Genomic DNA, 14,679 nt, shown 5'->3' with positions numbered 1-14,679 from the left:
AAAAATGCCGTTCACCTCCTGATAGCGTGAACGGCATTGCTTAACCTTACTTCTGTTCGTAGGTCTTAATCAAACCCTGCGTCCCATCATCGCCCAGGCCGAAGTCATCCACCATGGCTTCGTAGAGCAACTTGGCCTGCTTGGTTGCCGGCAGATCCAACTTCATCCGGTCGGCTTCCTGCAAGGCAATTCGCAGATCCTTGAGGAAGTGTTTAGCGAAGAAGCCCGGCGTGTAGTCGCCCTTCAGGATGCGCGGCACGTAATTATCCATGCTCCAGTTATCGGCACCCCCGCTACTCAGCGTGGCCAAGACCTGAGGCAGATCGAGTCCCGCCGCCTTGGCGTAAACCAGCATTTCCGTCAAGCCGGTCATGGTCCCGGCAATCATGATTTGATTGGCCATCTTGGTGTGTTGTCCCTTACCGGCCGTCCCAAAGTAATTCACGCGTTGACCAATCTGCTCAAAGATCGGCAAGACCCGATCATAGGCGGCCCGGTCACCACCCACCATGACGGTTAACGTGGCATTCTTGGCACCCACATCGCCGCCGGAGACCGGTGCGTCCAGCGCCTGAATGTGGTGGTCGTGCGCCAGCCCGGTCAATTTAACGGCCAGTGCCGGCGTACTCGTGGTCATATCCACGATGATGCTGTCCGCCTGAATCCCGGCAAAGACGCCGTGTTCACCGGTATAAACGGCCTCCACGTCACTGGGATAGCCGACCATGGTCATCACGAGCTTAGCCTGTTGCGCCACGGCCTGCGGCGAATCGGCCCAGGCGGCCCCGGCGTCCAGAACGCGTTGGGCGTGGGCTTTCGTTCGATTGTAGACCACGACCGCATTGCCCGCCTTCAGTAGGTTTGACACGATGCCGGTGCCCATCACACCGGTTCCGATAAATCCAATTTGCATAAATCGCTGCCTCCTTCACCATTTGTCTTTAATGGTACCACGTTGCCCGCTGGCCGGGGTGGAAAGTCTCCGCCGGCCGAATGTTCACCGACAAACGGGCCAAGCCACCGGTCGGATCGGCACCAATCAGTTGACGTCGTCGCCCCTTGACGCGCGGGGATGACCGCCCGAGCCACTCGCTTCCCCTATAAACGAATACGGGGTTAAGTCGAATTTTTTCTAAATTCACTAAAATCGTGCAACGAAAAGCTGGCAAATTACATTAGTAGTAAGTAGAGGGGCCTCATAGTCAGGACTAAGCCCCCCATTAAGCCAAAAAGCCAAGCCCGGGGGTAGGGACAGCGACGAAACAATCAGGTTTCTCTAATGCAACCTAGCCGAAACGTGTTCCATCAGGCAGGCTCCTGCGCTTAACCCCAATAAGTCCAAAAGCCAAGCCCGGCGTTAGGGACAGCAATGAAACAATCAGGTTTCTCTAATGCAGCCTAGCCGAAACGTGTTCCATCAGGCAGGCCCCTGCGCTTAACCCCAATAAGTCCAAAAGCCAAGCCCGGCGTTAGGGACAGCAATGAAACAATAATTTCTCTTCGACGCAACCTAGCGGAAACGTGCGTCGCAAGGCAGAAGCCTGCGCTTAACCCCATTAAGTCAAAAATCCAAGCCCGGGATTTTCACCTTAATGACGTTAATGCTCGGCTTCTAACCGCCTTACGCCACACTCTTTAAACAAAAAAGGAGCCGCCCCACAGGCTGCCCCCTAACTTTACGATTCAGTTGAATTTGACGTTTCTTTCGTTTTTGACTTTTCCTGTTTGGTCGCATGCCGGTGCTTGCGAATCACGTGAATAATCAGTGTGATCACAATCGCCCCCAGGACCACGATTCCAAAGGCCGTGGCCGGGATCTCAATATCAATAGCGGGAATCGAGACAAACAGCTTCACCGCAATCAAAGCGATGAGGATATATGCCATCGGTTCCAGCTCCGGAATGCGCCGCATGAGTTTCATAATCACTTCGGCAACGCCCCGCATGGCCAGAATCCCGATTAGTCCCCCGATCAGCACGATGACCGGATTACTGGAGATAGCCAGCGAAGCTAACACGGAGTCCACGGAGAAGATGATGTCCATCATTTCAATCTGGAGCACCACCGACCAGAACAACGGGAGTAACCGTTTCTTTCTATCCTTGACCAGTTTCCGAGTATGCTTAACCCGGGTTTTGGTGAAATATTGGAAGACCAGAAAGACCAGATAGAGGGCCCCAATGACCTTGATTTCCCAGAAATTAATGAGATAAGTCCCCAGCCCAATGATGATGAACCGGAACAGGTAGGCTCCCCAAATACCGTAAAACAAGGATTCTTCCTGCTGCTTACGGGTTGGCAACGACTGCGTTTGGGCGGCGAGCACCACGGCGTTATCCACGGATAACAGGCACTCGATTAAAACCAGCGAAAAGATGATCAGCCAGTCATTACCCGAGGTAATCACGGTTTCCCAATTGTGAAGATCAAAGAAAGGCCCATAGAGTTGGCCCAGAAAGTGTAACAACGGTGTCTTCAGCTCCTCATTTGATGACGCTTGCCATCATAAATATATTTTTATCTGGATCAGTTTACCACACTCCCTGTGAACTTGCGACTGTTTTATCCAGTGTGCCCCACAACCAATTAAGCAGTTAGTAAGTTCACCTAACTCGTTCATGAAATAAAAGGTTGAAAATGTAACCAACCCGCGTTACCATAGGACTGGCCTTTGAGAAACTGGAACAACTTTAAGGGAATGGATGATGATTTTGAAGAAATTTGTGACAATCTTGGGGGTATCACTTGCTTGTGCGCTCGCCGGTGGCCTCTCAACGATCTCCGCTGACGCGAGCAGCTATTTGGGGATCACGAGCACCAAGAAAACCAGCTACAACGCACGGTTTGTGAACCAGAGTAGCCGTAACGACGGCATTTATTACTACGGCCCCTACTACACGCAACGGTCGGCCAAGACGCGGGATGCCAGCGGTAAGAACTGGCAACACCGCTTCGTCAAGGTCACGCAGATCGATACGCTGTCTAACGGGGTGCAATTTGCGAAGTTCTCCTGGTATGGGGACACCATCGGTTGGGTCGACGTTCGGGCGCTGGAGAAATTCAGCCGGAGTCAAAACGCCAAGGTCCTGCTGAACAATGCCCACTTTCAAGGAACGGCCATGCTCTTTAATCACTACGCGACCGGCGCGAGCCACGTTAGCGTGGGCTATGCCGATGCCGCCACGAAGACGCTGAATTCGGGCGACACCATTTATCCGATCGCCTCTCTGCAAAAAGTGATGACGGGGGCCATTATTGAGCAATTGGCCGATCAGGGAAAGCTGTCGCTAAATAATAAACTCAGTCGCTACTACCCGAGCGTTAAGAACAGCAGTAAAATCACCTTGCGACAACTGTTGAACCAACGGTCGGGAATCGACATGGCGGAGTCAACGCCAGCGTCTCTTCTGACCACGCAATCCGCCGAGATCAACTACACGCTAAACCAGCTTAAGGTTGGCAGCGCGGGCAGTTTCAATTACACCAACGCCAACTTCACCCTGCTGGCCGGTGTGGCATCTAAAGTCACAGGCCAGACCTACGATCAGTTGGTGCAAAAGCGGATTATCGCGCCATTGAACCTGAAGCACACCTTCGCTTGGGACGGTCTACCACGGACCGGCACCGTGGCGATGGGCTACAGCTACGCCAACGGGAAGAGTAACAACGTTGACAACGCTTCCCAGAAGTTGGTTTCATCACTTCTGGGAGCCGGCAACTATTACTCAACCCCGGCGGACTACTATAAGATTCAAAAGGGACTGCGAAACGGGAAGATTCTGACGACCAACCAGTACTACGACTTGGCCAACGATTACAAGTTAACTTATGGTGGTGGCTTGTACCACTACAGCGGGAGTATCAAACGCGTCCGCGGTACACTCAGCGGCGCGGGCTATGAAACCGTCTTGTACGGGTCCGAGGGCAACAAATCGGGAGTTATCCTCTTCGCTAACCAGGCGCCAACTCAGGCGATGGATAGCCTAGCCAAAACGCTCTACGACTTGGCCCGCTACTATGACGAAAACTAAACGTTAGTTGTCTCTGATTCACGAAGTTGGGGGCATTCCCAATCACACCAAACGGGGCAGCACCGGTTCATCGCCGGTACTGCCCCGTTTGGGTTTACATCGCACAATTAAATTGGTAACATGAGCCGCCAGATGCGCTACCTGCCAGTATAACCAATACGATCGAAACCATACCTAGCAAGGTCCAAACAGCCCACTTGAGACAACACCACTTGAATCACTTTCACAATTATCGTTCGCCCAGCCGTGAGTGAGCCAAATCTGGGCTCAGCCGGGACGCTTAAGACTGGTGAGTTTCCAGTCTTAGGCGGGCGTCTTGAAAACACCGAATTGTGGTGGTTCCAAGCGATAACTGAGACCGCCTCTCAGGCTCAGTTCGGTCCTCCCCCAGCGTTCCAGCCCAGATTTGGCGAACGGTAAGGCGGCATGAAAACCACTACTGACGTCTAAGTGTCGTACTGGTTCAGGTTGTAGGTGGCGATGAGGTTGGTGAGCTTCTTGGCATAGCTGGGATCGGTCGCGTAGCCATTTTCCTGAAGGAGCTTGGCCGCCGTCTGGTAATCGGTCACCGTCTGCTTAAAGTAATCCCGCTTGAGCAACGCATCGTGGTCCAGAATCGCCGCGGTTAGATTCGGGTAATCCCGGAAATTAGCGTGCACGGAAATTTTCTTGTTATTCACATATTCATTGGTTAAAAACGACTTGGTCCGCCCCTCATAGCTTCCCTTCACACCAAACGGATTGTTGGCCTGCAAGAAGAGCTGTGACGTTCCCCAACTAGACTCCAGAATGGCCTGCGCAATCACGATACTAGGTAGGACCTGGCCGTTTTGTCGATAGACCCGGACTGCCGGCTTGGCCATTTTCGTGATAAACTTTTTCTGAGCGGCCGTTTCGTTATCCGAGGAACTGTTCGCCGTCTGGGTAACGCGTTCCGACTGAGTAACGGTCTTGATTTTTCCGCGGACTAATAGCCCGCCACCCAGCACCAGCAGGACCATGACAAAGATCCAGGTGGCGGTTGCGGGGTTATGATTTGCCTTTCTTTTTGTTCTTCGACGCTTAGGCACCCGGATTCCTCCAATCTCGGTTATAATGTTCTCAATTATAACCAGTTTTTCTTTAGATAGAATTAATTATCCAAAGCCTCAACAAAACTTAAACTTTAAAATGAAAGGAGCTCGACATGCTACTGAGTGCAAGTGTTATCTTAATTTGTCTCACCCTCTTACTAACCGTCTGGGAGCCCCACGGCCTATTTAGCGCGGTCATCACCATCCTCAGTGGCGGACTCATCACCCTACTGGCCACCTTTTCGCAACGCCCGTGGGCGCCCATCCTCGCCGGTGCCGGTACCCTCATCACCGTTTTCATCGGCTGTTGGGGGCTTTTCACCTTATTTCTCATCATCGGAACGCCCCGCCTTGTCGTTCGAAAACGCGAACGCCTAACGCTGGGGCTGATTGGCGGCATCTGGGTGTGGGTCTTTCTGGGTTGCGCCTGGATTTACGCCGTGGGTCACGGCAACTTCAACGATACTCTCTGGCCGTGGCTGAGCTTCATCCCGGCGTTTAGCCTGTATCTGGGCGTGCTCTTTGGTGCGGGACTCGTCGGCTACCTGCGCGTCATCTGTTTTCGCGCCCGCCACGCCGATACGCTGGTCATCCTAGGCGCCGGCCTGTTAAATGGTGATCAGATTGGCCGGGTACTCGGTGCGCGGCTGGATACGGCACTGGCCTTTGCTCGCCGACAAGACCACCCCGTCACGCTAATCGTCACCGGTGGCCAAGGCGCAGACGAAACCACGAGTGAGGCCGCCGCCATGGCCGCATACTTACAACAACACGGCTATCCCGCCGACCTAATTCTTCAGGAAACCACCGCAACCAATACCCAGACCAACCTCATCAACAGTCAGAAACTCTGGTGGCGGCTCCCCAATCAAGGCGGCCGTGTGGTGCTCATCACCAACGGCTACCACCTTTTCCGCACGCGCCTGTTGGCCCATCGTCTCGGCATTCACGCCGGCGGTTATCCGGCACCCACACGGCCCGGCTACCTACCGATTGGCTGGGCCCGGGAGTTCCTGGCGATTATCATGTTACAGCCCAGGCTCCATCGCGGCATACTCATTGCCATGCTGGCAACGAACTTCTTATGGATGGCCTTTTGACGAGCATTTGGCAACACTGATTGAACTGGCCGCCTTGCCGTTCGCCCCGGCTACAATGCGTATCGTCTTTGCCACGGTTCCTGTTCGGTTTAAACCGTTGCATAATCGTCGCTATCATGCCGGAGTTCGCCAGGAGTGGGACCACTTGGGAGACACGCGTACTTGGCGCCGCTTCCAAGCGAGCCGAGCCCCCTGGCAGACGCAGGCCACTAGTCTAAACATTCTCTTTATAAAAGAAAATGGGCTCGGACGCTTCGCCCGAACCCCTTATTTTTAGTATTAACTTTCATTTGTCATCAACCGCTTAGTTCAAGGCTGTTACCGCCAGTTGGTTGGATACGTTGTAGAACTTCGGCTTCGTCCACGTCAACATCTCCGGCGTCAACTTGAGCTGTACCACGTCTAGGCGATCATACGGCTGGAAATAGTACGTCAGCGATTCGCTACACGTCGCGGCCCGATAAACGGAATACGTGGGGCGGTAGCGGTGGCTCTTAGGCACCGCCACGCTGTCCAGAAGGTGCCAGGCGCTGATGATGCCTTCCGCCTCATCGGCCGGCAAATCGGCGCGTTCCTTGTAGTACGCGGCCCGCACGAAGCGGCCGCCCGGCGTAAACGATCCACTTGGCACCGGCTTGCCCGAGAAGCGGCCGGTCGTGACCCGCGGCGTATTCAGGGGAACCGTCCCCTGTTCGAAGTCGTCGGTGTAGTTGACGTACTGCCCCAACCGCGCCAATTGAAGTTCGAAGTCCTTGCTATTGGTCACCACGCCCAGGGGATTCTCGCGGATGCGCATGGGAAAGTGCGTGGGCTCAATGACCACGGTGCGCCCCGTCCGGTCAACCACGGCGAAATGCAGCTCGGAATCGCCAATATCGTTGACCGCGTAGGCCCCACTCATCAACTCAATCTCCGCCAGATGATCCTCGATATCGGCCACGGAGGCGAAGTTGGCCAGCAAATAAAAGGAAAATTCATACGGCGCCAGGTGCACCTGCCCTGGCGTGGGGCGTTCGACCAGCCGTGACCCGTTGGCAAACGTCAACTTCTGGACGCTCAGTCCCATTTCATTGACGCCATCGGAGACATCAATTTCATGATGGTGGGCGCCCCCACCACCAATCATCGCGTAACGATTGGTATGCCAATGATTGTCAAAGACACTTTGCCACCGGTAACCCCGCGGTACGAACAGCGGCTGCACGTAGAGCGCATGCCAATCCATCGTCCGCGCCAGGATATGACTGCCATCCTTGGCAATTTGTAAAATACTGGTACACACGACAAACACCCTCCTTCATGACCGCCTAGCCCATTAGTCCACACAAGATTAATCTAGTTAATTAAGTTTACGTGAAAACGACCTAAACCGCAATTAAAGTGGTTTGGGCGTCCCCGCATCCTCCAGAAAGGCTTGGAACCGCCGATCGATCTCTTTTTGGCGCGCCGTCACCGTCTGGCCGGGTTCCGCCACCGCTGCCGTAATCTGTAGGTAAGCAAACATCACTTGACTCTCATCAAGGTGGTATTGCGCCGCGAGCTGGGTCGCCAGCGCAAAGCGTTCAGGGGTCAGCATCGCCGCAAAGGGGCTGTGATAAGGTTGATGGTGCTTCGTCATTTTCTCACGTTCTTTCTTTTAATTCGTACAAGGTCTTCTACTTTACCCGAATTATCTGACGTGTCAACGAAAGGGTTTCTTAAACTTTCTTAAATAACGCTGAAATCGGCCAGATCTTCCCCCAATATGGTAAAATTGAGAGTGAACTGCACCCTGCTTGCACGGCGGGAAAATGATTAGATAGAGAGGACTCAGATTACATATGCGAGAACGGATAAGAAAGCTTCACCATAACCGAATTTTTGCACTCGTATTCTGGTTAGTCGTGGTCTTCGCGGCCATCGTCACCTTGCCAAACGTTAAGACTATCATCCAATATGATGGTCAACCACAATTGGCGAATACGAGTCAACCCGTTAAGGCGACCCAGATTAAGAACAACTGGGGACGCAACCTTAACGGCACCTACACCGTCAACGCGGTCTTTAACAACCCCGACGGCGCCTTAACCAACAAGCAACTCGCCTCCGTCAACAAGACGGTCTCCGAATTGCAGAAGCGCTCGAGTTACTACGGCGTCCAAAAGATCACGACCATGACCAACACGCCAACGAGCAAGACCCAACTGCTTTCCAAGGATAAATCCACGGAAATTGTCCAGTTAGAGGTTAGCCACAACCAAGGGACCGTCCGGCAAATGACGTCCCAGCTGAAATCGCAAATCTCGACCGCGGGCTTAAACACCTATGTCACGAGCCCCGAGATTATCAGCGATGCGGCTAACGCTCACATTTCGTCCTTCACCCTGATCGTCATTCTGATGACCATGCTGATTGCGTTAATTGCCATGGGAATTTTATTTGCGTCGATTATTGCCCCAATTATTACATTTTTAGCTATTTTAATTAGTTACGTGACGACGCTCTCCCTGGCAACGAACTTGGCCTACCACTGGAACTTCGCGTACTCCGAGTACACGCCGATCTTCCTGTTGCTCGGCATCAGCCTCTTTACGCTGTTAACCAGCTTCTGGTTCTTCCGCGAACTGCGGAACCTCACTGACGATGGGGCCGACAGTCAGGCCGCCACGTCCAAAGTGGTCAACGATCTGGGTTACCGGATTCTGATTAGCACGCTCAGCCTGACGATTGCCTTTGGCAGTCTCATGCTCTTCGACTTCTCCACGATTCGGGCGTTCGGCTTACTCGGCATTGGCTTTGCCATCACCGGGATTGCCAGCGTAACCTTAGTGCCCGTCTTTACGGGGATGCTGGGGAATAGCCTCTTCTGGCCGAAGAAGACGCGGCCACGGCTCAAGGATCATAAGTTATGGTTCCACCTGACCAAGTTCGGTCTGTGGCAACCTTGGATCGCCGTAGCGGTGGTTCTGTACTTAATCGTCCCCGTCGTCTTTGCCGATCGAACCCACCTCAATTATGACAACGCTCAAGATATTCCGAATAATCAAGCCGTGCAGGGTGCTCGGGTATTAAGTGCGCACTTTGGTCAAGGGAAAGCAACGCCAGTCACGCTGTACATCTCGACCAACCAACGCCTCGACAATCAAAATCAACTCTATCAACTGGATAACCTGACCAAGAAGCTCCGGGCCCAACCGGGCGTTTCAGCCGTCACTTCCGTTACCCAGCCTGGTGGGCAACCCATCACGCAATACTACGTCTCGAGTCAACTGAGTTCGCTCGACCAAAATATCACCGGAATCGTGGGCCAATTAGGCACCGTCCGGAATGATTTGCAGGCCGACCGGACCAACCTGAAGCGCAGTACTCTGAAGTCCCAAGTCAAGCGGCTGAACAAGCTGACGAAGCAGACCAGCGCTTTGATGAGCGATAGTAGCACCTTACAAACGTCGCTCCAGTCCGCACTGAGTCGTTCGACCGCCGCTGGAACCTCCAGCACGTCCAAACGCATTACGCAATACATTAACCAATTGAACGCCGTCAACACCGAATTGAATACCGCCGTCAATGACCTGACCACGTTATCCAATTCCATCAGCACCGTCAACACCGACGCCACGTCCGCGCATACCTACCTGAGTGCTTACGCCGAAGCCATCAAGGCCATCAGCGATAGCTTAAACTCATCGAAGAAGCAAGTGGCCAGCATGCAGACGTCGCTGAACAAGATTTACCTGTACCTCAGTGGTTTGCAGTCCTCCGAGGCGGCCAAGTCACTGTACCTGTCGCCCACCCAGATTGCCAGCGGTGATTTCCAACAAGCGCTGACTAACTACACGGACGCAAAAGTTCAGACGACTTACTTAACCATTACGTTGAAGCAGGCGCCGAACGCCAAAACCACCACGCAGACGTTGACCCAACTGAAGCAAGTGGCCAAGAGTCAATTGCGCGGAACCATTCTGAGCAACGCGACCTTGACCTTTAGCGGCCAACCTGTCGTCGCCAGCACCATTCAAACGCAGTATCAACACGACTTGCCACGGGTCTTAATCCTGGTCTTCGGGATTACGTTACTCCTCTTGGTCCTGTTCAGTCGTTCCCTGCTGCAAGCCGGCTACTGGTTCTTAACGTTCCTGGCTTCCGCTGCGGCTGGTTACCAATTGACCCTGCTCATCATGGGCTGGTTGACCGGGAACAACGAATTCAACTGGCAAGTGCCACTGTTAGCCTTCATTCCGCTGACCGTGCTCGCCGTGGTTGAATTAACCCAACTGGCACTGAGCTACCGCTTGAACGATGGCCCACTGCTCGAGTGGTTACTGCCAGGCATCCATGAAGTGGGTCAGACCATGCGGCATTCACTGTTCATCATCATCGCCGGGGTACTCGGCCTCTTAGCCGCAGAGTCCCAGACGTTGACCGCTGTAACGCTGATCACCATCTTCACCGCGATTATCTTCAACTTAGCCTTGCCGCTGATGGCCGCGTCCTTCGGTAAGCTTTCCGTGATTATCCCGGCACAAAAGCCGATGCAATTCCGGAAACGCAAGCGGACAGCCCGCAAGCCAAAGACGCGCGCATCTAAGCGCAGTAAGCAATCAAGTGATGATTCCAAGTAAATGTTAAGCAAAAGCAGCTCCCACCAGATGTGGGAGCTGCTTTTTTAGACTGTGTTGAATTGCCGCCCTACTGTTCGCCAAATATGAGCTGGAACGCGGTGGGAAAGACCGGGACGAGCCTAAGAAACGGTCTCGTCCCTCGCTTGGAACCACCCAAAACCGGTGTTTCCAAGGCGCCATTTTCCAAAGGAACCATTTGAAAAATCCCACGGCTGAGCTCATATTTCGCTTCATTCTCGGCTATGATGGCAATTTGTCCGCAGTACTTGATTTGGCGTCACACCAGTTGTTGCCGGTAGCCCTCACCTTCGGGGAAAGCCACTACCCTGCCGGAACCCCTGGCAGGCGCAGGCTCGGATTAGTCCAGTGTTCCAGCTCATATGCCGCGAACGGCAAGGCGGCCAGCCACGACTATGGTGACTAGCCCTTAATCGAGGTCGTTCGGTGGAACACCCGCCAGCCGGTGATGACACTGGCGACCAAACAGATGGCCAGCGAGACCATGAACGCCACGTGCATCCCGGCAATGAAGACTTCCGGGTGCGCCGGCAGATAGGCCGTGACCTTATGCCCGGCGTAGTGCCCCATCGCGGCGAAGAGGACCGTGGTGGCCACCGAGATACCCACAATCATCCCCATTTCACGGGCTAACGCGTTGACCCCACCGGCCACACCCAGGTCCTTCAGCGGCACGGCGCTCATGACAATCGAATTGTTGGGTGCCATGAAGACCCCGTTGCCGAAGCCGACCAGGCCCACGAAGAACATGAACACCCACAGCGGTGTGGCTAAGTTGGCCAGCATGTACCCGACCTGACTGATGGAAATCAAGATCAGACCCACGAACGTCAGGATTTCCGGGCCAATCTTATCCGAGATACTCCCGGCGATGGGCGCCACCACGACCTGCACGATGGGAAAGGTCATCAGCGCATACCCGGCATAATTGGCGGGCATGTTTCGCGCGTTTTCCAGGTAGAACGGAGCCACCACGTTGAAGAAGAAGTTGGCCACGAAGATCAGAAAGGCACAGAGAATGCTCACGGCAAAGCGTTTATTTTCAAAGAGGTGCAGGGCTAGAATCGGATGAGCCACCCGTAGTTCCAACCGCACGAAGACGACCGTGGTCACCGCCGCAACGACGAATAGTCCGAGAATCACGGGCCGCATGAAGCCAATCTCTTGGCCCACGAAGACGCCGACAAAGATGGTGACCATCATCAGCGCAAACAGCGCGGCGCCGGGCCGGTCGATCGGTTGGCGACTAATCGTCATATCTCTGGGCAGGATGCGTTGGCCGATGAGAAAGGCGACGACGCCAATCGGCACGTTAATCCAAAAGATGTATCCCCAGCTCAGATGCGCCAGAATCAAGCCGCCAACGCCGGGCCCCGCGATACTGCCGAGCGCGACGAACGAGCCAATCATCCCCAAGGCCCGTCCCCGTTCGTTAAACGGAAAGACCTCGGTGATGATGCCGCTATTGGTGGCCATAGTCATGGCAGCCCCCACGGCTTGAATCGCCCGCGTGACCAGCAGAAAGCCTAGACCCAACCGGAAGCCGCAGAGTAACGAGCCCCCCGTAAACAGCACGGATCCAATCTTAAAGATGCGAATCTTACCGCGGGTGTCGCCCAGTTTGCCAAAGAGCAGGAGTAACGCGCAGATGACAATCAGATAGATGGACACGACCCACTCCGCCTGATTCATCGGGATGGCTAAGTCCTTGCTGATGACCGGCAAGGCAATGTTGACGATGCTCGCGTCTAGCGTGGACATAAAGGTAAAGAGACAGACTGCCACCAAGATCCACCAACGATGTTTCTGAATTTGCGGGTTGTCCGCAAAACTTTTCACTGCCATACTCAGTGCTCCTTTGATCGGTCGGCCAGCCGCGCTACTATCCAGTCGGCCTGCGCCTGCGCCCGTAATTGTTGAAGTTGATTGACCTGCCAGGCATCGGCCACGTCGGTCGGTACCATGCGGGGATGGTCCGTTAAATAATCGCGGACGTTCTGTAAGTTTCGTAACTGATACTGACTAAATTGCTGAAAATTCAAGAGAATCGTACGTTGAGCCGCCGGTGACAGTAAGTGTAAAAAGTTACATTTAATCTGAAACGCCAACTGCGCCTGCTTGTTAATGGCGACCGGCACCATCACCAGCTGGGCAAAGTGGGTACGCCCCTGGGCGGTAATCGTGGCTACCTTCTTGGGTCGTGGCCGTTCCGTTTCGGTGGCCAGCGTAATCTCTTGGCGCTGGGCCAGACGCTCCAGCAACGGGTAGAGCACGCCGTAACTGACAGTCTGTTCCGGCCCGACCACCGTCGCCAAGGCCTTGCGGAGCTGGTAGCCCGACATGGCGTGGTCCATCAGCTGGCCCAGAATAAATAATTCGTACATCTCGTCAACTCCTTATCGCTGACTCATTATAGTATATCGTCCCGATATATACCAGCAAAAATCTCCCGAAATGGGTATCACCTTTATTTCGGCCGACTGAAGGTGTACGCTGGCTTAAAGGAGATGATCCCATGTATGGTTTAAAACACTCCGCCAGTGGCGCTAAGCTCACCATTCTCGTGGCGCAATGCCTGTACCTCGGCCTGAGCGGCTACTGGTTAACGACCGGCAACCAATCACGCTTGCTCACCTGGACAATGGCCGGCTGCCTGGCGGTAATTTTCTTCCGGCTCAACGCGATGATGTTTCTCTGGCTGCCCCGAGGAATCGGTTGGCCCGAAGCGCTCGGCAATAGTCTAGCCTTTGCGCTCTACTACCTGGGCTTTCCGCTTCTCCTGATTCATGGCGGTCACTTCAACCTGGTCGCTTACGTGCTGGGACTCATCTGCTTTGTCGCGGGGAGTCTAATCAATACCACCGCCGAGCTCCTGCGCAAGCCCTTCAAGGCCGACCCCCGAAATGCCGGCAAACTCTACCGAGGCGGCCTGTTTAAGTACGCTATTCACATCAACTACTTCGGCGACGTCCTCTGGGTCCTGGGCTGTGCGCTCTTAACGAGCAATCCATTCGCCCTGCTGATTCCGCTGATGTTGCTGGCGCTCTTCATCTTCTCCTACATTCCCACGGCCGATCGGTATCTCGCCGACAAGTATGGCGCGGCCTTCACCGCTTACCAACGGGAGACCAAGGAACTAATTCCGTTTATCTGGTAAAATTGCACATGAAAACGGGTCCGAGATGAATGCCATCCTGGACCCGTTTATTTAATGTTACATGTCAATTTCAGCGGTCAATCGCTGCGCTTCGGCGTTGGGTAATAATTTATACTGCACGTCGCCCTCGTCCGGTAACACGGCCATCAACGTCCGGTCGTCATCGAAACGACCCAGATTAAGCGCCATCCGGCCATCGATCTGGGCGAATCCCTTCATGCCAGTTGAGATGAACCGGTGGATATCCTTAACCCGGTCTTCGCGCGCCTGGGCCTGCTTGGCCGCCCCGTTCAGGGTGTACCCGTTATCGATGAAATACTTCATGATCGACACCTTAATAAAGGTCTTGAAGGTATAGACCCGCGCTTGCTGGCCATCGTCTCGTTCACGAGAGGTGATCAGCCCTTTCTTCTCCCAGTAACGGAGCTGCCTAGCAGACACATCGGTCATCGCTGATAACTCCCCGATGCGAAAGACTAACCGATGAAAGTCAAAGGCTTCGCGAATCTGTTCTGAAAATACTGCCATTGCTCACGCTTCCTCCCCATGTTAACTTACTTACCAATCCTGTTAGATAATACCAAGGTTTCGGGTAATATTGCAACTAAATTGCAGAAAGTAACGATTTGTTTAAGACATTTAACCCGTTTGCAAACGACCTGTTACATATTTGTCACATTACATTGGTAGGCTAATAA

At 53.8% G+C, this 14,679-nt stretch carries 12 protein-coding genes; 4 read left to right on the top strand and 8 right to left on the bottom strand.

All coding sequences use genetic code 11. The features are described 5' to 3' along the window. Positions 1-46: 46 nt before the first annotated feature. Both V8I28_RS04670 and V8I28_RS04665 read right to left on the bottom strand, forming a co-directional pair. Positions 47-913, bottom strand: a complete 867-nt coding sequence (locus V8I28_RS04670) for an NAD(P)-dependent oxidoreductase (protein ID WP_341778952.1) — start codon at positions 911-913, stop codon at positions 47-49. A gap of 763 nt (positions 914-1,676) precedes the next feature. Then, on the bottom strand, positions 1,677-2,468 hold the full coding sequence (locus V8I28_RS04665; protein WP_341778951.1) for a TerC family protein: 792 nt from the start codon (positions 2,466-2,468) through the stop codon (positions 1,677-1,679). Between the two features lie 256 nt (positions 2,469-2,724). On the opposite strand from V8I28_RS04665, the gene V8I28_RS04660 reads away from it, so the two are divergent. Beyond that, on the top strand, positions 2,725-4,032 hold the full coding sequence (locus tag V8I28_RS04660) for a serine hydrolase (RefSeq protein WP_341779017.1): 1,308 nt from the start codon (positions 2,725-2,727) through the stop codon (positions 4,030-4,032). Between the two features lie 446 nt (positions 4,033-4,478). Here the strand turns inward: V8I28_RS04660 and V8I28_RS04655 are convergent, their stop codons facing one another. After that, on the bottom strand, positions 4,479-5,102 hold the full coding sequence (locus V8I28_RS04655; RefSeq protein ID WP_341778950.1) for a glycoside hydrolase family 73 protein: 624 nt from the start codon (positions 5,100-5,102) through the stop codon (positions 4,479-4,481). Between the two features lie 116 nt (positions 5,103-5,218). On the opposite strand from V8I28_RS04655, the gene V8I28_RS04650 reads away from it, so the two are divergent. After that, complete coding sequence (locus tag V8I28_RS04650; RefSeq protein ID WP_341778949.1) at positions 5,219-6,205, top strand: YdcF family protein; 987 nt, start codon at positions 5,219-5,221, stop codon at positions 6,203-6,205. 304 nt (positions 6,206-6,509) lie between these two features. Here the strand turns inward: V8I28_RS04650 and V8I28_RS04645 are convergent, their stop codons facing one another. Next, the gene (locus V8I28_RS04645) at positions 6,510-7,487 is read right to left on the bottom strand and encodes a linear amide C-N hydrolase (RefSeq protein WP_341778948.1); all 978 of its coding nucleotides are present in this window, start codon (positions 7,485-7,487) and stop codon (positions 6,510-6,512) included. 93 nt (positions 7,488-7,580) lie between these two features. Continuing rightward, on the bottom strand, positions 7,581-7,823 hold the full coding sequence (locus tag V8I28_RS04640; protein WP_341778947.1) for a hypothetical protein: 243 nt from the start codon (positions 7,821-7,823) through the stop codon (positions 7,581-7,583). Positions 7,824-8,025: 202 nt separating this feature from the next. Between V8I28_RS04640 and V8I28_RS04635 the strand changes: the two genes are divergently transcribed. Next, positions 8,026-10,806, top strand: coding sequence for an MMPL family transporter (locus tag V8I28_RS04635; protein WP_341778946.1), 2,781 nt, complete (start codon positions 8,026-8,028; stop codon positions 10,804-10,806). Positions 10,807-11,226: 420 nt separating this feature from the next. On the opposite strand, the gene V8I28_RS04630 is transcribed toward V8I28_RS04635, so the two are convergent. Continuing rightward, positions 11,227-12,669, bottom strand: a complete 1,443-nt coding sequence (locus V8I28_RS04630; protein ID WP_341778945.1) for an MFS transporter — start codon at positions 12,667-12,669, stop codon at positions 11,227-11,229. Positions 12,670-12,671: 2 nt separating this feature from the next. After that, positions 12,672-13,208, bottom strand: a complete 537-nt coding sequence (locus V8I28_RS04625; RefSeq protein ID WP_341778944.1) for a PadR family transcriptional regulator — start codon at positions 13,206-13,208, stop codon at positions 12,672-12,674. A gap of 131 nt (positions 13,209-13,339) precedes the next feature. On the opposite strand from V8I28_RS04625, the gene V8I28_RS04620 reads away from it, so the two are divergent. Next, positions 13,340-13,981 carry a methyltransferase family protein gene (locus V8I28_RS04620; protein WP_341778943.1) on the top strand — a complete coding sequence of 214 codons (642 nt, stop codon included), beginning with the start codon at positions 13,340-13,342 and terminating at the stop codon, positions 13,979-13,981. A gap of 57 nt (positions 13,982-14,038) precedes the next feature. Here V8I28_RS04620 and V8I28_RS04615 read toward each other — a convergent pair whose 3' ends face one another. Then, entirely contained in the window at positions 14,039-14,509 is a 471-nt protein-coding gene (locus V8I28_RS04615; RefSeq protein ID WP_341778942.1) for a MerR family transcriptional regulator, read from the bottom strand. Positions 14,510-14,679 lie beyond the last annotated feature (170 nt).

This window comes from Levilactobacillus sp. HBUAS70063, from assembly GCF_038374745.1.
Lineage (GTDB): Bacteria > Bacillota > Bacilli > Lactobacillales > Lactobacillaceae > Levilactobacillus.
The sequence above is the reverse complement of the archived record's forward strand: the minus strand, read 5'-3'. Positions and strand labels throughout refer to the sequence as shown.

What these genes read in the sequence shown, in the direction of transcription:
- V8I28_RS04670 (WP_341778952.1), bottom strand. Translation starts at nt 913, where the DNA reads ATGCAAATTGGATTTATCGGAACCGGTGTGATGGGCACCGGCATCGTG.
- V8I28_RS04650 (WP_341778949.1), top strand. Translation starts at nt 5,219, where the DNA reads ATGCTACTGAGTGCAAGTGTTATCTTAATTTGTCTCACCCTCTTACTA.
- V8I28_RS04640 (WP_341778947.1), bottom strand. Translation starts at nt 7,823, where the DNA reads ATGACGAAGCACCATCAACCTTATCACAGCCCCTTTGCGGCGATGCTG.
- V8I28_RS04635 (WP_341778946.1), top strand. Translation starts at nt 8,026, where the DNA reads ATGCGAGAACGGATAAGAAAGCTTCACCATAACCGAATTTTTGCACTC.
- V8I28_RS04630 (WP_341778945.1), bottom strand. Translation starts at nt 12,669, where the DNA reads ATGGCAGTGAAAAGTTTTGCGGACAACCCGCAAATTCAGAAACATCGT.
- V8I28_RS04625 (WP_341778944.1), bottom strand. Translation starts at nt 13,208, where the DNA reads ATGTACGAATTATTTATTCTGGGCCAGCTGATGGACCACGCCATGTCG.
- V8I28_RS04620 (WP_341778943.1), top strand. Translation starts at nt 13,340, where the DNA reads ATGTATGGTTTAAAACACTCCGCCAGTGGCGCTAAGCTCACCATTCTC.
- V8I28_RS04615 (WP_341778942.1), bottom strand. Translation starts at nt 14,509, where the DNA reads ATGGCAGTATTTTCAGAACAGATTCGCGAAGCCTTTGACTTTCATCGG.